The 25,060-nt window shown below is 39.9% G+C and carries 20 protein-coding genes; all 20 read left to right on the forward strand.

Features of this window, described 5'->3' with window-relative positions; all coding sequences use genetic code 11:
- The gene (locus GQR52_RS08385; RefSeq protein ID WP_007586321.1) at nucleotides 1–903 is read left to right on the forward strand and encodes an AAA family ATPase; all 903 of its coding nucleotides are present in this window, start codon (nucleotides 1–3) and stop codon (nucleotides 901–903) included.
- Nucleotides 900–2,042: a tetratricopeptide repeat protein gene (locus GQR52_RS08390; RefSeq protein WP_165728123.1), complete on the forward strand. Its 1,143-nt coding sequence runs from the start codon at nucleotides 900–902 to the stop codon at nucleotides 2,040–2,042. The genes GQR52_RS08385 and GQR52_RS08390 overlap by 4 nt, the downstream gene beginning before the upstream one ends.
- On the forward strand, nucleotides 2,039–3,766 hold the full coding sequence (locus GQR52_RS08395) for a GspE/PulE family protein (RefSeq protein ID WP_024589866.1): 1,728 nt from the start codon (nucleotides 2,039–2,041) through the stop codon (nucleotides 3,764–3,766). The genes GQR52_RS08390 and GQR52_RS08395 overlap by 4 nt, the downstream gene beginning before the upstream one ends.
- Complete coding sequence (locus GQR52_RS08400; protein WP_165728124.1) at nucleotides 3,753–4,973, forward strand: type II secretion system F family protein; 1,221 nt, start codon at nucleotides 3,753–3,755, stop codon at nucleotides 4,971–4,973. Before GQR52_RS08395 ends, GQR52_RS08400 begins: the two co-directional genes overlap by 14 nt.
- Nucleotide 4,974: 1 nt before the next feature.
- Nucleotides 4,975–5,559: a prepilin-type N-terminal cleavage/methylation domain-containing protein gene (locus GQR52_RS08405; protein WP_165728125.1), complete on the forward strand. Its 585-nt coding sequence runs from the start codon at nucleotides 4,975–4,977 to the stop codon at nucleotides 5,557–5,559.
- Nucleotides 5,560–5,581: 22 nt separating this feature from the next.
- Nucleotides 5,582–6,109: a prepilin-type N-terminal cleavage/methylation domain-containing protein gene (locus GQR52_RS08410; RefSeq protein ID WP_010553772.1), complete on the forward strand. Its 528-nt coding sequence runs from the start codon at nucleotides 5,582–5,584 to the stop codon at nucleotides 6,107–6,109.
- A gap of 10 nt (nucleotides 6,110–6,119) precedes the next feature.
- A complete protein-coding gene (locus tag GQR52_RS08415; protein ID WP_165728126.1) occupies nucleotides 6,120–6,611 on the forward strand; it encodes a type II secretion system protein in 492 nt (163 codons plus the stop codon).
- Nucleotides 6,598–7,134, forward strand: a complete 537-nt coding sequence (locus tag GQR52_RS08420) for a type II secretion system protein (RefSeq protein WP_165728127.1) — start codon at nucleotides 6,598–6,600, stop codon at nucleotides 7,132–7,134. Before GQR52_RS08415 ends, GQR52_RS08420 begins: the two co-directional genes overlap by 14 nt.
- A complete protein-coding gene (locus tag GQR52_RS08425; RefSeq protein WP_165728128.1) occupies nucleotides 7,134–7,973 on the forward strand; it encodes a type II secretion system protein in 840 nt (279 codons plus the stop codon). Before GQR52_RS08420 ends, GQR52_RS08425 begins: the two co-directional genes overlap by 1 nt.
- Complete coding sequence (locus GQR52_RS08430; protein ID WP_165728129.1) at nucleotides 7,963–8,454, forward strand: agglutinin biogenesis protein MshP; 492 nt, start codon at nucleotides 7,963–7,965, stop codon at nucleotides 8,452–8,454. The genes GQR52_RS08425 and GQR52_RS08430 overlap by 11 nt, the downstream gene beginning before the upstream one ends.
- Nucleotides 8,451–12,191, forward strand: coding sequence for an H-type lectin domain-containing protein (locus tag GQR52_RS08435; protein ID WP_165728130.1), 3,741 nt, complete (start codon nucleotides 8,451–8,453; stop codon nucleotides 12,189–12,191). The genes GQR52_RS08430 and GQR52_RS08435 overlap by 4 nt, the downstream gene beginning before the upstream one ends.
- 121 nt (nucleotides 12,192–12,312) lie before the next feature.
- Nucleotides 12,313–14,361, forward strand: coding sequence for a formylglycine-generating enzyme family protein (locus GQR52_RS08440; protein ID WP_007586336.1), 2,049 nt, complete (start codon nucleotides 12,313–12,315; stop codon nucleotides 14,359–14,361).
- A 134-nt stretch (nucleotides 14,362–14,495) separates the two neighbouring features.
- Nucleotides 14,496–15,539: a rod shape-determining protein gene (locus GQR52_RS08445; RefSeq protein ID WP_007586338.1), complete on the forward strand. Its 1,044-nt coding sequence runs from the start codon at nucleotides 14,496–14,498 to the stop codon at nucleotides 15,537–15,539.
- Complete coding sequence (mreC, locus tag GQR52_RS08450) at nucleotides 15,539–16,381, forward strand: rod shape-determining protein MreC (protein ID WP_193371825.1); 843 nt, start codon at nucleotides 15,539–15,541, stop codon at nucleotides 16,379–16,381. Before GQR52_RS08445 ends, mreC begins: the two co-directional genes overlap by 1 nt.
- The gene (mreD, locus tag GQR52_RS08455) at nucleotides 16,374–16,853 is read left to right on the forward strand and encodes a rod shape-determining protein MreD (protein WP_007586341.1); all 480 of its coding nucleotides are present in this window, start codon (nucleotides 16,374–16,376) and stop codon (nucleotides 16,851–16,853) included. The genes mreC and mreD overlap by 8 nt, the downstream gene beginning before the upstream one ends.
- On the forward strand, nucleotides 16,853–17,422 hold the full coding sequence (locus GQR52_RS08460) for a Maf family protein (protein ID WP_165728131.1): 570 nt from the start codon (nucleotides 16,853–16,855) through the stop codon (nucleotides 17,420–17,422). The genes mreD and GQR52_RS08460 overlap by 1 nt, the downstream gene beginning before the upstream one ends.
- A 1-nt stretch (nucleotide 17,423) precedes the next feature.
- On the forward strand, nucleotides 17,424–18,896 hold the full coding sequence (rng, locus tag GQR52_RS08465; protein WP_007586345.1) for a ribonuclease G: 1,473 nt from the start codon (nucleotides 17,424–17,426) through the stop codon (nucleotides 18,894–18,896).
- Nucleotides 18,896–22,753, forward strand: a complete 3,858-nt coding sequence (locus tag GQR52_RS08470) for a YhdP family protein (protein WP_165728132.1) — start codon at nucleotides 18,896–18,898, stop codon at nucleotides 22,751–22,753. Before rng ends, GQR52_RS08470 begins: the two co-directional genes overlap by 1 nt.
- Nucleotides 22,750–23,589, forward strand: coding sequence for a carbon-nitrogen hydrolase family protein (locus GQR52_RS08475; RefSeq protein WP_165728133.1), 840 nt, complete (start codon nucleotides 22,750–22,752; stop codon nucleotides 23,587–23,589). The genes GQR52_RS08470 and GQR52_RS08475 overlap by 4 nt, the downstream gene beginning before the upstream one ends.
- On the forward strand, nucleotides 23,586–25,025 hold the full coding sequence (gene tldD, locus GQR52_RS08480; protein WP_165728134.1) for a metalloprotease TldD: 1,440 nt from the start codon (nucleotides 23,586–23,588) through the stop codon (nucleotides 25,023–25,025). The genes GQR52_RS08475 and tldD overlap by 4 nt, the downstream gene beginning before the upstream one ends.
- The last annotated feature ends 35 nt before the right edge of the window (nucleotides 25,026–25,060 follow it).

Here is a 25,060-nt window from a genome sequence, read left to right on the forward strand (position 1 = left end):
ATGTATTTAAGCTTTTTTAATTTAAGTGAAATGCCTTTCACATTAACCCCTAACACACAATTTTTTTGTGCACTTGAACCGCACCACGAAGCGATGCAAGTGCTAACAACAGCCATTGAAATGGGTGAAGGGTTTATTAAAGTCACCGGTGAAGTTGGGACAGGTAAAACGTTGCTTTGTAGAAAGCTATTAAACCAACTTGAGCCAGATTACATTGTGGCTTATTTGCCTAACTCTTATTTAAGCCCTGAAGAGCTTAGATGGGCGATTGCAATTGAGCTGGGTATGGATGTAGATAAAGCATTGGATCAACAAGCACTAGGGCAGCTTATAAATCATCACTTACTCGACTTACAAGAAGATAATGAGCGCGTAGTGCTTTTGATAGATGAGGCGCAATGCTTGAGTTGGGAGACACTAGAGGCGCTTAGATTATTTACAAACTTAGAAACAGAAAGCGAAAAGTTGATTCAAGTTGTGTTATTTGGGCAACCTGAACTTGATGAAAAACTGGCAAACAATAAAGTAAGGCAGTTACGCCAACGTATTAGTTTTTCGTATAAGTTACGGGCGATGACTGGCGCTGAGGTTGTTTATTATATTAATCATCGCTTACAAGTTGCAGGATTTAATAGGCCTCCTTTATTTAATAATAGTATGGGGCTTAAGATTGCCAGAGCAAGCCGTGGAATTCCTAGGTTAGTTAATATTTTATGCCACAAAGCACTATTACAAGCTTATGGGGAAGGGTTAAATACAATAACAAATCGCCATATTCAGCTTGCCATAAAAGATACCGAAGACTGCGCAAAATATCGAACCGGTCAATATTGGAGCTACAGCGCGTTAATGTTTAGTGTTTTAGCTATTGCTGCCATATGGGTATGGAGGCAGTGGTTATGAGCGTTATAAATAATATGCTTAAAAATATTGAGCAACGTGAAGCTAAACAAGTGAATATTCAAGAAGGTATAAGCGTAAAGCCAATATATGATGTAAAAAACATTGTATTTAAAGCCGCAATTTTACTTATTATGCTAAGTGTCATTTTTTTAGCATACCTGTATTTACCGACCGCCGACAAAAAAGAAACTCAACGTGAGTCTGTTTTACCACAGCAAAAAATGGTTGCGGTTTTGAGCTCTAATTTATCTGATTCTCAAGATGAAAAAAGCACTGTAGAGCCTTTAGTTGAGCAAGAAGTTGTGAAGAAGGCTGTGCAAGTTAAGCAAATAAAACCAGAAGTGAATGATTTAGCTGAATCCAAGTTGAGTGAAGCAACATCACTGGTTTCTCAACCAACGGCTGAGCCGGTTGTAATTGCCGAGGTTAAACAAAGCCCTGCACTAGCTAAAGATAATATGTTAGTGGCTAGCGAAGTTATTGTCAGCAAGCCAAAAGTTACTTCAGTGACTAAAACTAAGCCACAAAATACTATGATCAAAAGCGCGGCAGAAACTAAGTCACCACAGGCTTTATTGGTCGAGCAATTAGCAGCAGCTAAACAGGCAATACAGTTTGGCTTATACAACGAAGCTATTAGTGATTTAAACATTATTTTAGCGCAATCGCCTTTACATGTTGAGGCTCGAAATTTACTGGCTGCAACTTACTTTAAACAACAAGATATAAATTCTGCACAGCAGGTTTTGCAATCAGGTATTCGCCAAAACCCTAACGTACTTGAATGGCGTGTAATGCTAAGCAAAATACTCATTATGCAACAACAGTATGAAGGAGTATTACTGCTTTTAAGTGATGAATTTGAATCCCAGGCGAATCTTGATTTTTGGGTGCTGCAAGGTACTGCTGCGCAAAGTGCGAGTAAGCACCACAAAGCACTTGAAAGCTTTAAACATCTTACACAGCTCCAGCCTAGTCAAGCCAAGTGGTGGCTTGCACTTGCAACCTCAAAAGATGCACTAGGAGAGTACCTCGATGCTAAACAGCTTTATAAAGTAGCTCTAGATTTAGGTGGGTTAAATACCGCTATGACCCAGCATGCATTACAGCGTTTAGTTGCACTAAAGGAGGCCGTATGAGACCTAGTTTAAAAATGCGCTTAGGCGATTTACTTGTCCACGAACACATGATCACCGAAGCGCAACTAAGTGAAGCATTAAATGTTCAAGCTGCAACGGGCCGTAAATTAGGTTCGACACTTATTACACTTGAGTTTATTAGTGAGCCACAATTATTACGCTTTTTAGCGCAGCAATTACAGGTACCTTTTTTAGATATATCACAGCGAAAAATATCACACGATGTGTCTAAGCTTTTATCTGAGGTATATGCGCGTCGTTACAGAGCACTAGTAATCGAAGATAATGGTGACTCTGTTTTGGTCGGGATGAGCGACCCAGCTGATTTAAGAGGGCTTGATCAACTTGCGACTATGCTTGCTCCTAAACGAATAGATTTAGCTGTTGTACAAGAAAGCCAAATCATGGCTGCATTTGACAACGTATATCGTCGTACAGATGAAATTACCAACTTTGCAGCACAACTCCATGAAGAATATCAAGACGTAGAAGAGTTTGATTTAAACTCTTTAGGTGATGAGACATCTGATGCAACCGTTGTAAAGTTACTGCAATCAATATTTGAGGATGCTGTGCAAGTTCGCGCATCTGATATTCACATTGAGCCAGATGAAGGTTTGCTTCGCATTCGTCAACGTGTAGATGGAATATTACAAGAGCACACTCTTAACCAAGTAAAAATAGCATCGGCACTAGTGCTACGTTTAAAGCTTATGTCGGGATTAGATATATCTGAAAAACGCCTCCCTCAAGATGGCCGGTTTAATATAAAAGTGCGTAGCCATAGTATTGATGTGCGCCTATCTACCATGCCGGTTCAGCATGGTGAATCAGTTGTAATGCGTTTGCTTGATCAATCTGCAGGATTATTATCGTTAGATGAAACAGGCATGCCGGCACACATATTAAAACGTGTGCGCAGCATTATAAAACGTCCACATGGCATGGTTTTAGTTACTGGGCCAACAGGCTCGGGTAAAACAACCACACTTTATGGTGCATTAAGTGAGTTAAACCAACAAGAAAGTAAAATTATTACAGTAGAGGATCCCGTTGAGTATCGTATTGGCCGTATTAACCAGGTACAAATAAATAATAAAATAGGGCTAAGTTTTGCCAGTATTTTACGGACCGCTCTAAGGCAAGATCCTGACATCATAATGGTTGGCGAAATGCGTGACCAAGAAACCGTAGATATTGGATTAAGGGCCGCTTTAACAGGCCACCTAGTACTATCAACGTTACATACCAATGATGCAATTACCAGCGCTATGCGCTTAATCGACATGGGTGCACCAGCTTACTTAGTGGCAAGTTCACTGCGAGCGATTATTGCTCAGCGATTAGTAAGGCGAGTATGTAATGACTGTAGAGTACCGTACTTGCCAGATCGCCAAGAAATAAGTTGGTTAAAATATTTAGGCGAAGAGATTACAGATGCTCAATTTTCTAAAGGGCAAGGTTGCACAGCATGTAATCACACTGGTTATAAAGGACGTGTAGGTATTTTTGAGTTGCTCGAAATGGATGATGCAATGATGGATGCCTTACGAGTTAACGACACACAAGGTTTTGCGAAAGCCGCTAAAAATAGCGCAAACTTTTCGCCACTCTCAGCAATGGCATTAAATTACGCTAAGAAAGGTATTACCTCTTTAGATGAAGTATTTAAAGTGGCTGAATATATCCCAGAAATAGTAGGGGATATTGATGCAACTATATAGCTATAAAGCGAAAGACAGCAAAGGTGTTTTGGTAAAAGGCCAATTAGAAGCGAGTAACCAAGCTGGCGTAGCTGATAGTTTAATGAAGCGTCAATTTATACCAATATCAATTTCTTTAGTTGAAACAAAAAATAATATTAAAATTTTTGATAATTTATTTGTCGAAAAAATAACGCTAGACGACATGATTATGTTTTCTAGACAAATGTATTCGCTACTAAAAGCGGGTATTCCAATTATACGAGCAATGATTGGATTGGCAGATACAACACAAAATAAAGAATTTAAAAATGTATTGATGGAAGTTACCAGGCAACTTGAGCAAGGCCGCGACTTATCCAGTGCAATGGCAATTCATAACGAGGTGTTTAGCCGCTTAACCGTGTCAATGGTAATGGTTGGTGAAGGTTCTGGCCGATTAGAAGATGCATTTTATCAACTCGCTATTTACTTTGAAAAAGAACAGGAAACTCGCAAACGAATAAAAGCAGCTATGCGCTACCCTACTTTTGTTATTTTGGCTCTTGTAGGAGCTATGGTTATTTTAAATATTTTTGTAATTCCTACCTTTGCGAGCATGTTTGCCAAATTCGATGCCGAATTGCCGTTAATGACTCAAATATTAATTGGTACTAGCAGCTTTTTTGTTAATTACTGGTGGTTAGTGTTGGTAATGGGTATTGGAGCGGTATTTGCGTGGAAGCGTTATTTAAATACAGATGCCGGGCGCTTCAAGTGGGATCAATATAAATTAAAAATTCCATTTATTGGCGATATTTTAAAACGCACATTGCTTGCGCGCTACAGCCAAAGTCTAGCTATGGTATTGCGCTCTGGCGTACCTATGACCACGGGGTTATCGCTAACAGCGCATGCCGTAGATAATAGCTATATGGAAAAAGCGATTATAACTATGCGCCAAGATATAGAAAAAGGCGATAGCTTACTTAGAGCCTCAAAAAGTTCTGAGCTGTTTTCTCAGCTTGTATTACAGATGGTCGCCGTAGGTGAAGAAACAGGCCGGGTTGATGAGTTACTTCAAGAAGCAGCTGATTATTATGAGCGTGAAGTTGATTACGACCTACGTAGTTTAACCGCCAAAATAGAACCTATTTTAACTGTGTTTGTTGCCATTATGGTGCTGATTTTAGCATTGGGTATTTTTATGCCGATGTGGAACATGATGTCGGCAATTAAAGGGAATTAAGGTGAACACAACCACAGCTTACTCAAAAGGTTTCTCATTATTTGAGTTAGTTATTGTTGTTATTTTACTGGCAGTAATTTTGAGCTTTGCTATACCTCAATATATAGGTATTAAAAATCAAGCGCATAATGCAAGCGTAGATGCTATTGCGGGTAGTTTTTCATCGGCTGTTGGGATGGTTAGAGGTCAATGGGAGTTAGAAGGGAGGCCAAATAGTAAGTCAAATAAAACATTTGTTAATTATGGAGGAGTAATAGTTGGTGTTGATGGATCGTTAGGTACACCAACGAGTGACGAAACAGAAAAAAAAGATACTCGTGCAGAGTCTATAAATGCTCATAAATGCCGCCAAGTATTAAATGTAATTTTACAAGATGCACCAAGTAGTACCTCAAGTAGTGAAATATCGATAATAAAAAGTGTAAGTTTTTTAGTTAGGTACAATGCAGAAAGTACGCAATGCGTCTATTATTTAACTCATACCATTGATATTAAAAGTATACCTACCAATACGGGTGAAATATCAGGTTTAACAGGTTTTTCATACTTTGCTAAAACAGGCAAAGTAAAAATATTTAAAAACTAAGTAATTAAAAAGAGGCTTATTTATGAAAACGCAATCGTTAAAAAGTTTACCAATGAATAAACAAGCAGGTTTTACACTTGTTGAATTGATCATCGTAATTGTTATTTTGGGCATTTTAGCTGTTACTGCAGCACCTCGTTTTTTAAACTTGCAAGGTGATGCAAATGCTTCAACACTCGAAGGCTTACAAGGGTCGATTCGCAGTGGTATGAATATTGTAAATGGTAAGTCTATTATTGCTAGTGATCACAAAAAGGCAACGGCTACAGTTACTGTAGATACTGGTGTACCAGTACCTACTGTTTATGGTTACCCAGCAGCAACACTTGCTGCATTTGAAGCATTTTTAGATGTTAGCTTTGCTCCATCTACAGCACCAGACACAGATGACTTTAATATTGATGCGACAACAACAGGAACAGTTATTATATACCCTAATAGTTACATTGCTGATGATGAGTGCAGAATTGAATACATACAAGCAACTGCAACTACAGGGCCTGTTGTAGTAACGGCTCCTACAATTAATATTTTTACTGATGAATGTTAATTAATATTAAATGATAAGCAGTAGTAAGCAACGATTGCGTGGCTTCACACTCATTGAGTTAATTATTACTCTAGTGATATTGGGAATACTGTCGGTAACGGCAGTTCCCAAATTTCTGGGCAGCTCAACAGAAGATGCATACTCATATCGAGACCGTACTTTAAATGCACTGAGAACAGTGCAGTTACGTGCAATGCAAAATACAGCGACAACAAGTTGCCATACGCTTTATATAACCTCCACACTTATTGCTCCCCCCACACCTGATACATGTATCGGTGGCCCAGATACCAACAACACCGTTCATTTAGTGGTACAAATAAACACGCAAAGAAGTGATATAACATTTAGCGCTTTAGATAGTAACGCGAATATTTTTACCCAAATTAGTTTTGATCCTTTAGGTAAATCAAATCAAACTTGTACTACGCAGTGTCGAATAGACGTTGGATTAGCTGGCGTATGCATAAGTGGTGAAGGGCTTATATATGCGTGCCCTTAAAGTAAAAGGTTTCACTTTAATTGAGCTTATTATTGGCATAGTCATGTTTGCTATTGCATTAAGCATTATTACCGCGCTCATTGCCCCGCAAGCAAAAAAAAGTGCAGAGCCAATTATTGCTTTAAGAGCCTCTGAATTTGGTCAATCACTAATGAACGAAATTCAAAGTAAATCGTTTGATGAGCACAGTGATAGAAGCGCTCCTTTTAGGCGTTGCGGCGAAACAACTTTGGGTGCAGAGCCCTGTACAGCAGCAGGCGATTTAGGCACCGACTCAGAATCTCGAACTAGTTATAACGATGTAGATGACTATATTGTACTTTCTAACCAACCTATTACTAATAGCTTAGGTGAGGTGTTAAGCGAATACAGTGACTTTAACTTAGTTATTACAGTCCAGTACGATAGCGACTTTAACGAATTGACCATCAACGATGGCACAACCTTTAAGCGTATTACTATTGAAGTAACATCACCCTTAGGCGAAGTTTACGGATTTAGTGCATATAAAGGGAATTACTAATGCAAAGAGCTAAATACCAAAATGCATTTACCCTTATAGAGCTATTACTTGTCATGGTTATTATTGGTGTTTTAGCCGTAAGTGCATTTTCGTTTATTGGTGCTGGGGTCAGCATTTACTCACAAGGTATTGAACGCCAAGAAGCAGTAGCTCAGGCCCGCTTTTTAATAACGCGACTTAGTAAAGAGCTTCGCCACGCTACGCCAAACTCATTAAGGCTCTCTTGCGATAACAGCACTAGCGGAGCATGTAGTGCTCAGCAGTGCTTAGAATTTACGCCGTTTTTATCAGCGACTCACTATACAAATTACCTACCTACCGTAGCGCCTTTTAATGTTAGCGCTGTTGATTTTGAACTTAATAATTTAACGCAGCCGCAAGCTGGAGATTGGGCAACTATTTACCCATTAAGCAGTGCTGATATATATGATGAAAATAATAGTAAGCGCTTGCAAGTATCAGCATTTAATAGTTCAGCGAGCGAAATTGATGAGTGGCAATTTAGTAAAGCATTTGCCCAAGAGTCGCCGAGTAAACGCCTTTATTTACTTTCAGAACCGGTAAGTTTTTGCGTTGAAGGGCAGTATTTATATAGATATACCAATTACGGTTTTACTATTAATCAATTAGATGCCGTGAGCTTACAAATAAGCAGTGGTGTTAAACGTGATTTATTAGGTATTTACATTGCCAATAATTTAGCGAGCGATTTATTTTTTACTCTTGATGCGCTCTCCTTACAAAGAAACGCTGTGCTTAATGTGAATGCGCAAATGCAATTTAACGATACTGAAGTAATGAACTTTAATCATGAGGTACATATTCCTAATGTACCTTAAAAAAAATCCTCACGGAAAAGCCTTAGCCAGTAAACAAAAAGGGAACTTAATAATTGTTTCTTTGGTAATTATTGTTGCTTTATTAGCACTAGGATTAGCATTAGTTAAAGTGCTTTCTGGTGCATCTCAACAAAATACAATTGAGTACTATGGGGCTCGCGCTTTTATGGCAGCACAAAGCGGCCTAGAAAGTGGTTTAACGCAACTATTTCCAATAAATAGCTCAGTTCAAAGCTGTACATCAGTTACTACTGATTTAACCTTCCAAGCTGCATATTTAGCTAACTGTAAGGTCGAAGTGAATTGTAGCGAATATATAGGCTTACCCGATAGCAGTACGGCGAATGGACTTGTGAATATATATTATCTACAAAGCAGTGCAACGTGCGCCGCAATTGATTGCCCTGCAGGGAGTAGCTGCAGAAAAGATTATTGGCAAACACAAAGAACGCTCAGTGTGGAGGCTAAAACTTTACCATGATGAAAAATGCATTAGTCATTATATTTTTTAGCTGCGTGTTGCTTTGTAATTACGCAAACGCGGTACCGCCTAAAATTGAAGGGCGCTATATTGAGCTGCAAGACACATACACATCACCTATTTGGACAAAAATAAATTTTCAACAGCAATACATAACACCTCCTGCTGTTTTTATGCTCTCAACAAACCAAGGCGGAAACCCCGCAATAATAAGAATACGTAATATAACCACAACCAGCTTTGAGGCACTACCTCTTGAGCCTTCGGGTGAGGATGGTGAGCACGTTACGATGGGAGCTCATTATTTGGCTGTTGAATATGGCGTACATGAGTTTCCTGATGGAACAATCATGGAAGTAGGAAGTACCGATTTATTATTAGAGCTACAGTATGGTCCTAAGTCAGGCTTCTCCCCATTTACGCCAAAAGGTTATAAACAGTTAATCTTTGCTGAGCCATTTTCACAAAGGCCGAACTTTTTCCATTCATTACAAACGCTCAACAGCATAGATAGTAATCCACCTACTCAAGCATTAGTGCCTTTTTTGACCGTTGCAGTAGAAAGTAATTCTTTATCTGCTAGCGGCGTTAATATTGCTTTAGAAGCATCTGAAACAGCACTTGGGCTTATAAAAACCGAAACTGTTGCCTATATGGCCGTAGAGCCTGGAAGTAACCGCGTATTTACAGACGATAATGGACTTGAAGTGTCCTGGGAAACTTTTTTCACAGGCTTTGAAATTGACGGCTGGAGCAATGGCTGTAATTACTTTAGTTTTACTAATAATTTTAGTGTGGCTCCGTTAGTTGTAGCAAGTAAAAACTCACGCCAAGAAGATGATGGCGGGTGGCTACGCAGCTGTAACCTAAGGACCGACAGGTTAGGGCTTGTTGTTGACGAAGATCGTGATGGCGATAACGAGCGCCGTCACGTAAACGAGGAAGCATCAATACTCGCCATGACCAGTACCTTTGTATTTAATGGTGATATTTTAGATTGTGATACGTTATTCCCGGGCGCTATTTCTACTTATAATAATGGAGAGGTACAGTTGGTTCAGGGGGTAGAAATAACAGATGGCAATGCGCAGTTTGTCACAACCACGAATTTAATTTCTACAGTGCTGACGAGTCCTCCTTTATGTAATGGTCAGGCGTGTGTTGCTGGTGGTTATAACTCTTTAGAACCTAATCAAGCGGCGCAGGTGCCAACGGTTACAAATGATGGTAGCTCAACAGGGCCCGTACCTACTTCTTTAGCTGGCGACTATTATTACGATGAGTTGCAGTTAAGTATGCTGGAAACACAATACAGAGTAACAGCGCCTACACGTATTTTTTTAAAAGACACAACCTCACTTCTATCAACTTCATTTTTGAATATAGGTAAAACAAATATAGTAGTAGAAACTGGCGCGTACTTGGCTATTTATGTGGATGGTGCGGTTGCTATTGCAGCCGATGCAGATATTGCGGGCTATATTGTTGCAACTGGTGAGGTAAGAATCGCTCAAAATGTAAAGTATCAGGGATCAATTACATCGGCTACTCAAATTATTACCGAAGGGAGCTCAACGTTTGACGCTCTACCAGTACCCGAAAGTATCCCTGGTTTTTGTGGTATTTATACACCAGAAACACTGGATCATTATCGTTTAACAATAAGCGATAACAAAGGTCTAACGTGTGAAGCTAAAGAAATGACACTAACAGCCTGCGCTAATGATGCCTGCGATTTATTATTTGCTGAGCCGTCTAGTTTAAACCTTTCTCCAGATAATAGTGGTCAACAAAGTTGGGTTACGGGGGAGAATATTAATTTTACAGGATCAGCGGTTGTCGAATTTGCTAAACGCACCACAGGCAGTGTTACATTTGGATATAACACTGCTGATCCTTCTGCACCTCTTCGTTGTTATATCGGTGGTAATAATGTTGGTTTGAGTGGCTGCAAAGTTACGTTTTCTGATGCTGGATTTATTTTTGATAATGATACAGATGGAAGTACTACAATTCCTACTCAGTTATCAGCAAAGCCTTCAAATACTGGATTTAATGCAAAAGCGCTATCTATTCAAGCGGTAAAAACAAATACCACTACGGGCGTATGCGAAGCTGCATTTCCTGCTGGTGGCGATGTAAGCTTAGATTTATCGTATACATGCAGTGCTGGTGCAAGTTGCTCTGATACGGTTTCACTTAGTAACAACAATAATACCTTTGCGGTCGAGCAAGCAGCTAAATCGTTCACGCTAAACTTTGATAGTGAGTCTAAAGCCCCGATTGTTATAAATTATCCCGATGCAGGAAAGTTGAGTTTAAATGTAAAAACCAACTTAATTTTAGATCCAATTACTAACCTGTCAGTAAATCTAACAGGTAGTTCAAATGAATATGTTGTAAAGCCATTTGGATTAGCGATGGAGGTTGCAAGTGATGGTTATGCAGCAGACGCTGATGGAAGTTTATTTAGATTAACGGGCGAAGCATTTGATTTGAAAATGAATGCGGTGCAGTGGCAAACAGGGCAAGACACTAACAACGATGGTTTCCCAGACAACTACAGCAATATTACAAATAACAACATAGCTAAGCATTTTATTACAGAGCAACCGCTTGTAGAGGCATTACTTAAAGCGCCTACGCCAGGCATTCAAGGTACGCTTAAAGCTATGAGTACTGTTGCCTTTAATGACACAGGTAGTTTGAGTGAATCTATATCGCAATATAATTACGATCAAGTTGGCATCATTGATTTAACAGCAGGCCTTCAAGATGCCGATTATTTTGGTGCCGGAGATGTAAAAGGTGAGCTATATAACGTTGGTCGTTTTGCACCTTCGCAGTTTCAGGTAGTTGGGGTTCAAGCTGCCGCGCAATGCACGCAATACGGCAGTAATTTAACTTATCTTGATCAACCTTTTGAACTTGGCTTTACAGTACAAGCACAAAATCAAAATGGTGAGCTAATGGCTAATTATAAAGCGGGCTTTAATAAATCGAGTGTAGACGTTCATGCCGAAAATAATGAAGTAGGTAACTATGTACCTGCAACTAATTTTACTAGCCGCTTAGTAAACCTAGGAAATAACAACTGGGGAGATATAAGCGACGGCCAATGGCAAATGAGCCAACTCAACACGACACTTAAAAGATTAGGTGTAGGGCAAGCAGACGGACCGTTCGCTATGGTGAGCTTAATGGCAACGCTTTCTGACATAGAAGGAGCAACACTTATTGATGCAAATGATAAACCTAATACACAAACAGCATGCTCGGGTGGTTGTAATAGCGTACGACTAAATGCATTGCCAATAGAGTTTAGGTTTGGACGTTTAGTGCTTGGTAATAACGCAGGCTCCGATCTCGACCCTTTACTTATTCCTATGCAGGCTCAGTATTACAACGGCAGTGGATTTGTAAATAACGCTGAAGATAACTGTAGTGTATTTGATCATACCCAAATTACTCAAATATCACCTAGCAGCCCACAATTAACCTATAAATATGGGACTGGTGTATCTGGCCAGCTAGAAGCGGGAGTATATCCGCCAGATAACGGTATTTATGCACAGCCAAATGGTTTGGGTGAATTTACCTTAGAATATAATACTTATGATTGGTTAAAGTGGGATTGGCAGGGCGATGGAACACAGCTTGATCCTCGTACTATTTTACAATTTGGACGCTTTAGAGGAAATGATCGGGTTATTTACTGGCGTGAAACACGCGAATAGTTGTAAACTAATATAATAATTGAACAAAGCTTGTGTTTTGTGCTGCAAGTACATAGCATAAGGCTTTAATTATAAAAAATAATAACGACCAAATAATTGCCGCTTTTTGGGACTGGAATATATGCGAATTACTCCTTTATCTCTGTTAATTTCAGCTAGTTTGTTAGCTAGTAGTGCATTTGCACAAGACACAGCTACAGTGACTGGAATTGACTCAGAGATTAGTGTTAAACAGACAGAATACGATAACTCGACAAGAATACTTGAAAAACATCTTAAAGAAGAAAGTCAGTTACAAAATCAATTAGAGCTACTTCGTTCTCGTTCTACAGAGCTAGATAAAGAAAAAAACCAAGCGCTCGATGCGATGAACGAAATGTACCGTCGTTTAATTGACGATCCCACTATTAATATTAGTGCGGCTCAATCACGCTATCAAAAAGCGGTGATTGATCATAAGCAAAATAAAGATGACATTTCTATGCAGTTGGCGGCAATTGCATCCCACCGTAAAGATATAGAACAAATTCGTGTTGCTAAGCATACGCTTTTAAATACATTAGAAAGTTTAAAAGAGCAGTTAACTACAGCCCGCGTAGAGCGTTTACGTAACGAGTTTACACGTGAAGGTACGCTTGAGGTTAACCACACTATTAACTGTAAGCGAACAGAAACGCTAGCAGCATGTGAGCAACGCGGTCAGCAAATGGGTCTACAAAAAGCAACTAAACGCTTTGTTGATCAAATTTTTGCAAATCTAACAGAAGAGCGCATTGTTGAGCCAAAACGCAATTTGGCGGGCGCTCAAGTACAAATATTAAGTAGCCATGTAGTTAACAGTGCATTTAGCGGTCAAGGTAATTACAACGTTAACTTAAGTGTAACTATGCGCGGCGAAGTTAATAGCAGCCGTTTATGTAGCTTATTAAGCATAGATAACCGCTATTGTTCTGAGTACGGCACGCCACTTACGGCTGCTTATCAACCAGCGTATAACAATACATTTACCGATAGTCAGTTAACATTCAGTAATAGCGCGGATAATAGCAACACGGTGTCGGTTTCTCGTTTAAATGAGCAGCCAGTACGTGATTATTCAGTTAAACCTGCATCGGTGAAAAAAGATTACCCTTCTATCCTTAATAAGAAGAAGGATCAATCAGTAGAGCTAACATTACGATCAAACGTATACGACGATGAAGTGTTTATCGATGGTGTAAGCTTTGGCTCAACACGCTTGATTACACGTTTACCGCCGGGCATTCATAACATTGAAATACGTAAACTTGGTTATAAACCTTATCAAGCACGTGTTGATTTGAATAAAGCGCAAACAATTAATGCAAATTTAGTAAAAAAGCCTAAGTCGATTGCTGCACCGACCTATACTCGAGAGCAACCAGAAGTAACAACACGCCAGGTTAGTGAAAACGTTAATGTATTAAATGCAAACGTTGAAACGCCGGTTGTCGTTATTCCTGCAGGCAAATTTAAAATGGGCGATATTAACGGCAATGGTTTAGCTAATGAACGTCCAGTAATTGAAAAAGTAATAGCAAATTCTTTCGCTATGCAAAGTAAAGAAGTAACCGTGGGTGCCTACGAAAAGTTTGTAGCAAATACAGGTTATAAAACTCAAGCGGAAAAAAATAAAGGGTGTGCGTATTATTTAAATGGCGAACCAGTATGGGAAGCAAATTTAAATTGGCGTAATCCTGGTTTTGAGCAAGGCAGTGACTTTCCTGCTGTATGTTTAACTTATAACGATGCAAAAGCTTACGCTGAGTGGTTATCTGGTCAAACAGGACAGCAATTTCGTTTACCTAACGAAGTTGAGTGGGAATACGCAGCACGCGCAGGAACTGAAACAGAATACCCTTGGGGTAACGAAATTGGTAAAAACCTAGCTAACTGTGGTTGGTGTGGTAGTGAATGGTCAAACAGACGTGCATCACCAGTAGGTTCTTTTTCTCCAAATGCATTTGGATTATACGATACCGTAGGCAATGTATGGGAATGGACCGATAAAGAATCAGGTGAGTCTGATGTAGCAGTAAGAGGCGGAGCGTGGAACTTTGCACCAAGCCTTGCTCGTGCATCTACGCGTTTAATTTTAGCGCCTGATTTTAGATCTAACTACATTGGTTTTCGCTTAGTTCGCGAACGATAAAACTCAATTAAGGAAGCTTTGCTTCCTTTTTTCACAAATTCACAAAGGCGCTGCGCTTTATATTGCTCATATAGTTGAGCATGTTAAAGTGAGGCAGCTAATATAAGAACGTATTTCAAAGGTCATCCAGCCTCATGTTTAAAAAACTCCGTGGTATTTTTTCTAACGATCTATCGATCGACTTGGGTACAGCCAATACCCTAATTTATGTAAAAGACGAAGGCATTGTATTAAATGAACCTTCTGTTGTTGCTATCCGCCAAGAGCGTGCTGGTGGACCTAAAAGTGTTGCATCTGTAGGTACAGAAGCAAAGCTTATGTTAGGTCGTACACCGGGTAATATAAAAGCGATTCGTCCAATGAAAGACGGTGTTATTGCTGACTTTTTTGTAACAGAAAAAATGTTACAACACTTCATTAAACAAGTGCATAACAATAACTTTATGCGTCCAAGTCCGCGTGTACTAATTTGTGTACCGTGTGGTGCTACTCAAGTAGAAAAACGTGCAATACGTGAATCTGCAATGGGTGCAGGTGCTCGTGAAGTTTACTTAATTGAAGAACCAATGGCAGCCGCTATTGGTGCAGGCTTACCCGTATCAGAAGCAACAGGTTCTATGGTTGTTGATATTGGTGGTGGTACAACTGAAGTTGCTATTATTTCACTTAACGGCGTTGTTTACTCATCATCTGTTCGTATTGGTGGTGATAAGTTTGACGAAGCTATCATTAATTATGTACGCCGTAACTTTGGTAGTTTAATTGGTGAAGCGACAGCTGAAAATATTAAGCATCAAATTGGTTCTGCGTTTAAAACTGATGAGCCAATCGAAATTGAAGTGCGCGGTCGTAACCTTGCTGAAGGTGTTCCGCGTTCATTCACACTTAACTCACACGAAATCCTAGAAGCTCTACAAGAGCCATTAATGGGTATTGTGAGTGCAGTAATGGTTGCGCTTGAGCAATCACCACCAGAGCTGGCATCAGATATTTCTGCACACGGTATGGTACTTACTGGCGGTGGCGCATTGTTAAAAGATTTAGACCGTTTATTAATGGAAGAAACGGGTATTCCGGTTGTTGTTGCTGATGATCCACTTACATGTGTTGCACGTGGTGGTGGTAAAGCACTTGAAATGATCGATGTTCATGGTGGTGATGTTTTTAGTTACGACTAATGAAATTAATGTTTGGACGCACAGTCTCTTTGCAACTGCGACTTTTTGTCGCAGTGCTTTTGAGTATCGCACTCATTGTTGGAGACAGATATACGCAAGGTGGTACCGTTGTTCGTACCAGCCTCAATACCTTAGTTAGCCCACTAATTTATGTTGCTAATTTACCCTACGAATTATTTAGCTTAAGTGCTAAAAGCCTGCATACGCGAGAGCAACTTCTTACTGAAAACGAAGCGCTGAAAAAAAAGCAAATGCTACAAAGCGAGCAACTTCAGCAGTATCAATTTCTAGCCAGAGAAAATCAAAAACTACGCGCCTTATTAGGCTCATCTGCAAAACAATCAAATCGTAAAATTATTGCTCAAGTACTTTCTGTGCATTCAAATCCGTATAGCCATCAAGTTGTTATAAATCGTGGTACCACCGATGGACTTAGTGAAAGCCAAGCCGTAATTGATGAGATGGGTGTAGTAGGGCAATTAACTAAAGTAGGGTCAACTACGTCACGCGTATTACTCATGACCGACACTACGCATGCCACACCTGTGCGTATACTGCGTAACGATGTACGAACGGTTGTTGAGGGCATAGGTAAAATTAACGTCGTTAAGCTCTCTCACGTTCCGCACAGCTTAGATGTGCGAATTGGCGATGTACTTGTTACATCAGGATTAGGTGGCACATTCCCAGAGGGATACCCGGTGGCTGTAGTAACCGAAATAAATCGTGATGAAGGCCGCCCGTTTGCACAAGTTTTTGCAGAACCTATTGCGCAATTAGATCGCATTCGTTTGCTGGTTATTTTATGGCGTAATCAACAGGAGCAAATCAGCGATGATTAACCGTTATTCATTGTTAATTGCGCTAAGCATCTTTTTTGCGTTAATAATGGCATTAATGCCGCTCCCTTTTTCGTTTGAACCATTTAGACCTGACTGGGTTTTACTTGTACTTATGTATTGGTCGTTGGCAGTACCGCATCGTTTAAATATTGGTACTGCTTGGGTTGTTGGTTTATTAATAGATTTAGCATCTGGCTCACCGCTAGGTGTGAACTCGCTTACATTTTCAATATGTATATTTGTAACCGCGAGCAACTTTCAAAAAATTCGTAACTTTTCGCTTTGGCAACAAAGCTTATTAATTGGTTTGTTTTTAACGCTGTATCATTTAATGCAGTTTTGGCTAAATCACTTTTTGTTAGGGGTTTACTTTAATCCACAGTATTTATGGCCAGTAGCAACCGGAATGGTTAGTTGGTTTTGGGTGTTTTTACTACTTCGTAAATATCGCAGACATTTTAGGATCAGGTAATGACTACCGCAGTATATTTGGCATCAGCCTCTCCCCGTCGTAAAGAGTTATTAAGCCAATTAGGTGTCGAATTTACACAGTTTAGTGTTGATGCAGATGAAAGTGTACTTCCAAATGAACAACCTAGAGCACTTGTTGAGCGTTTAGCGCGCTTAAAAGCTCAAAGTGGTGTAGAGCTTGGATATACTGATCGCCCTGTACTTGGTAGTGATACCGTGGTTGTTATCGATAACGAATCACTGGGTAAACCACGCGATAAAAACGATTTTACAAATACATTAAAACGCCTGTCAGGTAACACACATCAAGTACTTACCGCTGTAGCATTTGCGACGCAAAATGATGTAATTAGCTGCGTTGTAAGTACTGACGTTACTTTTAAAACCTTAACAGATGAAGAAATTAATGCCTACTGGGAGACAGGTGAGCCACAAGATAAAGCCGGCGGATATGGTATCCAAGGTTTAGGTGGTCGCTTTGTAACTCATATTGCGGGTAGCTATTTCTCCGTTGTAGGCTTACCTTTATATGAAACCGAACAATTATTAAAAACATTCTTAAGAAGGTAACATGAGTACAGAATTACTGATCAATGTCACACCGAGCGAAAGCCGTGTTGCCCTAATAGAAAACGGTGTACTGCAAGAAATACAGCTAGAGCGAATTGGTAATCTAGGTATTGTAGGCAATATTTACTTAGGAAAAATAAGTCGTGTACTTCCGGGTATGCAGGCTGCTTTTGTTGATATCGGCCTTGAAAAAGCCGCATTTTTACATGCATCCGATATTGTAAATAGCGCCTCTATTGTCGAAGGCGTAGACGACGTACCAATAAAAAAAGTACAAGACATTAGAGAGTTAGTTCGTCAAGGCCAATACATTATGGTGCAAGTGGTAAAAGATCCGCTAGGCACTAAAGGCGCAAGACTCACCACTGATATAACGATACCTTCTCGCTATTTAGTGTTTATGCCAGATGCGACCCATGTAGGGGTTAGTCAGCGTATTGAAACTGAAGAAGAGCGCTCACGCCTTAAAAAAATAGTCGCAGAATATGGCGATGAAAATGGCAGCTTTATTGTACGTACAGCAGCCGAAGGCGCTAGCGAAGCAGAATTACGACACGATGCCGGTTTTTTAAGAAAACTGTGGGAAAAAATTACAGCTCGTCGCAAAAAAACCAGTAAAGCCAGTATCCTACACGAAGATTTAACGCTTGCCTTTAGAACCCTACGTGACTACGTAGGTGAAGACATGGAGCGCATTCGCGTTGACTCTAAACTTACTCATGAAGAACTAAAGTTATTTACAGAAGAGTTTGTCCCACAGCTTTCTCAAGTACTTGAGTACTATCCTGGTGAGCGACCTATATTTGATTTGTTTGACGTTGAAAACGAAATTCAAAAAGCACTACATCGCAAAGTTACCTTAAAATCGGGCGGTTATATAATTATTGACCAAACTGAAGCAATGACGACTGTTGATGTTAATACCGGTGCATTTGTAGGACATCGTAACTTAGAAGAAACCATTTTTAATACCAACGTAGAGGCAACCTCTGCAATTGCTCGCCAGCTTAGGCTGCGCAACTTAGGCGGTATTATCATTATCGACTTCATTGATATGGTAAGTGAGGATCACAAGCGCCGCGTATTGCATTCTCTTGAGTCAGCACTCGCTAAAGATCGCACTAAAACGAATATTAATGGGCTTTCAGCACTTGGACTTGTTGAAATGACGCGTAAACGTACCCGCGAAAGTTTAGAGCATATTTTATGTGATGTATGCCCTGCGTGCTCTGGTCGTGGATCGCAAAAAACAGTTGAAACAGTGTGCTACGAAATACTGCGTGAAATAGTACGCGTTAATCGAGCATACGCTGCCGATAAGTTTATGGTATATGCAGCGCCAGCTGTAAGTGAAGCCTTACTAAACGACGAGTATCATAACCTTGCCGAGCTTGAACTATTTATTGGTAAGCAAGTCAATATTCAAACAGAGAGCTTATACAGCCAAGAACAGTTTGATGTGGTAATGATGTAATGAAAGCAAAAGCGGTCTGTTTTTTTTGTTTTAGAAAATTATGGCAGACCTGCGCCATAATTTTGGTATTACTGGCCGTTATTGTTTCAATTTTAAAATATACCCTTCCGTATGCAAACGAATACAAAGGGAATATAGAAAGCTATTTACACGAAAAGTTTGAAATAAGCTTATCTATAGGTGAAATATCAGCTAGTTGGCAGGGCAGTGGTCCTGCATTAGTATTAGAGAATTTATCGTTTAAAGATAACGAAACTGCACCAATATCACTCACCATTGCCAAAACTAGCTTAGAGCTAAACTTATGGGAAAGCTTAAAAGCACTGCAATTTAAATCCAATTATTTTGTTATTAATGGTTTTCATACCAGTGTAAATATTACCAACTTGTTTAAAACCGGTGATAACGACGAAGTCTCTTTTGAGCAAAAAGAGCTAATTGAAGAACTGTTTTTGGGTAAAACGGGTCATTTTGCAATAGAAAATTCCAGTATTAACTTTGTTCTAGAAGACGGTAAAGAGCGTAAGTTACTCCTCAAAAATATTGTTTGGCAAAATGAAGATGAGCAGCATCTTGGTAGTGGGAGCTTAGCATTGCCGGGTATTTCGGTCGGTGATTTTGATGCGCGCATAGCACTTACTGGCGATACCCTAGAGCAAGTTGCGGGCGACATTTATGTGCAGGCTAACAAAGTCGATGTATCTAACTGGTTAGCGCAATATATAAATACGCAAAAGCAACAACTGCATAGCGATATTAATTTACAAGCGTGGCTAAAACTAGATAAAGGTTTTGTAAGCGATATAAAAATGCAGTGGCTACCAAGCTTTGTGCGTTGGCAGCGAGAAGAGCAAAGCCAACAAGTTAGTTTGAGTGAAGGTGGCTTTCACTTATACCCAGATCAAAATAGCTGGCACTTAAAAAGCACAGGTTTAACATTTAATAGTAACGATAAAGCATGGCCAAGTTTAGAGTTTGAAGCTCAACTAGGGGCGAAAAATGAAGTGTGGCTCCATCAAGTTGATCTTGAATTACTGAGTAACCTAGCAGGGCTAAGTAATTTTAATGCACTTGAACCATTTTTAGAGCGCCAACCTAGTGGGCAAATAGATCAAGCTTATTTAAATTTCTCTAATGCACAGCAATGGCAATTATGGTTTGAGGCTGACAATATTGGCTGGCAAGAATTAAGGTCGGTACCTGCAGCACAAGGACTTAGAGTAAATGGTTTACTTAATCAAAGTAGTGGTCGAATAAATTTATTTGGCGAAAATGGCACATTAGTTACAGGCGAAAGCTTTAGCAACGACATAAATTATAATCAGCTAAATGTAGAGCTAGATTTAGCTAAGCGAGATGATGGCTGGCATATAAGTAGTGACAATATATGGTTTGATAATAATGAAGTTACTGTTGCTGCAGAATTACAAATTAGTCTAACAGATGATCCTCGATTAGATCTTTACGCTGAAGCCTTCGCCCCAGATGCCAAAATTGCAGGTCATTACTTCCCATTAAAAGCTATGAGCCCTGAGCTCGTTAGCTATTTAAATGGTGCAATTAAAGGCGGAGAAGTATCTAAAGCACAAGTCTTATTTGCAGGACCTTTATCTGGTTTTCCATTCACCGATGGTAGTGGCCAGTTTGGTGTATTAGCGCAAATAGATAACGCAACCTATGAGTTTGATCCTGATTGGCCTTTGGTCACCAATGCCGACGTACAGCTACATTTTGATAATGAGCGTATGGACATATATAGCCAGCAAGGTAAGTTGGTTAATTTAGATATTGGTAATAGTGTACAGGTAAGCATTGCAGATTTAATGCATGCTGATGAACTTATTGTGCAAATTGATAAAAAAGCACAAATGGAAAAGTTACATGACTTTTTTGCAGCGACACCTATTGCCAAACCTCTTGCTGAAATTTTTAAAGTTGTGCAGGGCAAAGGCGAAGCCGATGCCAGTATTGAGCTTTTAGTAGGCTCAAAGTTTAAAGGCGGGGCCAGTGTTAGCGGCAAGGTTAATTTAAATGACTTGCCAGTATTTATAGCAACGCCAGGGATTGAGCTTAAAAACTTAACTGGCGAGCTTAATTTTAAAAACGACAATATCACACTTAAAAATGCGACTGCGAAATGGTTGGGCATGCCGCTAACTATTAATTACAGCAGTAAAAGTGATGAAAAAAATTACCAAGCAAACATAGATATAAACGCCAAAATTGACGCCGATACACTAATAGATAGTGGGAAAGGTATATTAAAAAATTATTTAAGCGGGCAAAGTGATGTTGATATTGGCTTAGTACTTAATTTTACCGAGCAAGGCTTTAATTACCGTGCACAGGTAAACTCAGAACTACTTGGCTTAACGAGTAACTTACCCGCACCTTATAATAAAAATAGCGAACAAATGTGGGCGCTTGATGCGGTAGTACAAGGTGATGATATTTCTAATCTCATTACAGCAAACGCTAATCAACTGTTTTACTTTAATGCTATTTTAGAAAATGGAAAATCACAGTTTAGTAATGTCCATTTTGTGCTCGGAAAACAAGATTTAGGATTAAACCAAAAAGACTTAAGCGTAAATATAAATCTTGAACAGAGTGAACTAGTGCCTTGGTTTGATCTGATTGATCAAATAATTAATGCTGGTAAAGCAAACCCAGATCAAGAATCAAAAGGGATTATGCCACCGCTTAATGAGGTGGTCGCAAATATAGGTTTACTTGATGCGAGTAACATCATTTTTAATGATTTTGAAATGCGTTTAGCACCATCAAAAGACGATTTATACCTAAAGCTAAATGCTAAAGAACTTAGAGCTGGGGCTTTTATCCCTACATCACAGCCTAGCCAGCCCATACGAATTAATGCCGATTACTTAAGGCTTAATTTTGCACCGCACAATGAGCAAGCACTTGAAATAACAGATGTACTTCCTGAGAAAGACTTGAGCTGGCTTACTAAAATACCTGCTATTGAGTTTGAATGTAGTGATTGCAAAATTGACCGCTACCAACTTGATAAAGTGAGTGCGTCATTATTAGGTGATGGAGAGCGTTTATCAATATCAGAACTTGTAGTCGATAAAGGCGATCATGTGCTGCGCACTAAAGGGCAGTGGCAAAATGGATTAACAACGCTAAGTGGCGAGCTTAAAAGTGATGACATAGGCGCATTGTTTGGTGAGTTTGATATAACCTCCGCGATTAAAGATTCAAAAGCCGATCTAAATTATGATCTTACTTGGCAAGCAGCCCCTTACAATTTTGATGTGAAAACCTTAAGCGGTGAGGTTGATTGGGATTTAGGTGAAGGTCACTTAACTGAAGTTAGCGATGGCGGAGCACGCGTATTTTCGTTACTGAGCCTTGATTCATTAGTACGCAAGCTCAAACTTGATTTTAGAGATGTATTTTCAAAAGGCTTTTTTTATAACAGCATGCAAGGCTCTATGCAGTTAGAAAACGGTATCGCTTACACTAAAGATACCAAAATGGACGGCGTACCCGCCGATTTAACCATTAAAGGCTATGCAAATTTAAACACGCTAGATATAGATTATGACCTTGCTGTTGCGCCGCAGGTAACCTCAAGCATCCCTGTTATAGTTGCATGGATGGTAAACCCAGTAACAGGGCTTGCTGCCTTAGCAATTGATAAAGTGATTCATTCTGCAAGAGTGATCTCAGAGATCAATTTTAAAGTGACGGGTAAAATGAACGATCCTATTGTTCAAGAACTTGACAGAAAAAGCCGTGAAGTTACGCTACCTCAAGCTGCGCAAAATCAGCCACAAGCATCAGTCGATTTAAAACTTAAAGATGCACAAGTAACAGTAACGCAATGAACAAAACTGAAATACTAAGCAAACCCATAATAGTTGCCCTGCAAATGTGTTCAGGAGTAAACCCTGATGACAACATAGCAAGCTTAAAGCGTGCCCTTAAAACACTTCCAACAACAAGACCATTACTTGTTTGTTTGCCTGAGGCTTTTTTAGTTTTCAGTAAACATGGCCACGATACCTTAGAAGTCGCAAAGCGTATTGAACGCTATAAACAACAGCTAAGTACATTATGCCAAGAGCACAATATTTGGTTAAATGCAGGCACAATGCCTGAGCCATTTAACGAACATAAATATTATGCAGCGTCGCACTTATATAATAATCAAGGCGAGCTGGTTGCAACGTATAACAAAATACATTTATTTGATGTAAACGTAGATGATAAAACAGGTAGCTATCGAGAGTCAGATTTTACCCAAGCAGGTAGCAATGTGGTTGTTGTTGATTCTCCCTTTGGTAAAATAGGCTTAACAGTATGTTATGATCTGCGCTTTAGTGGCTTATTTAACGAACTAGTACGCCAAGGCGCGGAGATTATTTTAGTACCGAGTGCATTTACAGTCGTCACAGGGCAAGCGCATTGGCAGCCATTACTAGCTGCTCGGGCCATAGAAACTCAATGTTATGTGGTTGCAGCGGCTCAACACGGTACACATAAAAATGGCCGACAAACATATGGCCACAGTATTATTATTTCACCTTGGGGAAGTATCCTGAGTGAATTGCCAACAGGCACCGGTTTTATAAGCTGCAACGCAGATTTAGACCAGTTACAAAAAATTAGACGAGATATGCCCGTGCAGTCTCATCAACGATTTAGAGAGCATTTATTATGAATTCGGTTGAACAGCATTTATTACACGACAGCCAACTAAATAGAGAAGAGCTCGAAAAAACGCTCGCTTACATACATCAGCATAAAGTGGATTACGCCGATTTATATTTTCAATCAAGCCACCATGAATCGTGGGTGCTTGAAGACGGCTTAGTTAAAGAAGGCTCTTATAACGTTGAACGTGGCGTTGGTGTACGTGCTGTAAGCGGCGAAAAAACAGGTTTTTCTTACTCTGATGCAATCAATCTTGAAGCATTAAATAAAGCAGCAACAGCAGCTCGTAGTATTGCAGATGCTGGCGAAGATAGAGCAATTAAAGTATTTAGTGATGTTAAAGCTAAAGAGCAGTTTGCACCGCATCAACCAATTTCGAGTATGAGCGATACCGACAAGGTTAGCTTATTACGCGAACTCGAAAACTATATTCGTGAATTAGCACCCGATGCAGAGCAAGTAATTAGCTCAATGTCGGCGGTATACGAAGAAGTATTAATAGCGGCAAGTGATGGTACATTTGCCACCGATATTCGTCCGCTTATTCGTTTAAACTGCTCAGTGCTACTTGAAAAAAATGGTCGCCGTGAACGCGGTGGCGCAGGTGGTGGTGCACGTTTAGATTATGGTTACTTTAAAGAACTTGTTGATGGTAAACCACGTTGGATGGAATTTGCTGAAGAAGCGGTACGCCAAGCAAAAGTAAATCTTGAGGCTATTGATGCCCCAGCAGGTACTATGGAAGTTGTACTTGGCAATGGATGGCCTGGCGTGCTTTTACACGAAGCGGTAGGGCACGGACTTGAAGGCGACTTTAACCGCAAAGGCGCGTCTGCGTTTAGTGGTAAAGTGGGCCAAAAAGTAGCGTCTGAGCTATGTACTGTTGTTGATGATGGCACCATGGCCGATCGCCGTGGCTCACTTAATGTGGATGATGAAGGCACACCAGCTGCTTACAACGTACTCATCGAAAACGGTATTTTAAAAGGCTATATGCAAGATAAGCTAAACGCGCGTTTAATGGGGGTAAGTCCTACCGGTAACGCACGTCGTGAGTCTTACGCACATTTACCTATGCCTCGCATGACTAACACCTACATGTTAGGCGGAGAGTACAGCCAAGCCGATATTATCAGTAGTGTTAAAAAAGGTGTATTTGCGCCTAACTTTGGCGGCGGACAAGTTGATATAACCTCAGGTAAGTTTGTATTTAGCGCATCAGAGGCGTACTTAATTGAAAATGGTAAAATTACTCAACCAATTAAAGGCGCAACGCTTATTGGTAACGGCCCAGAAGTAATGCAGCAAATATCTATGGTTGGTAACGACTTAGCGCTTGATAAAGGTGTGGGTGTTTGTGGTAAAGATGGTCAAAGCGTACCGGTAGGCGTAGGCCAACCAAGCCTTAAAATTGATAAATTAACGGTTGGCGGCACAGCTTAAATATTGCCAAGCGCGAAGTAAGTTCGCGCTTTTTT

The sequence above is a fragment of the Pseudoalteromonas sp. 31A1 genome (assembly GCF_011378815.1).
In the GTDB taxonomy this organism is placed as follows: domain Bacteria; phylum Pseudomonadota; class Gammaproteobacteria; order Enterobacterales; family Alteromonadaceae; genus Pseudoalteromonas; species Pseudoalteromonas arctica.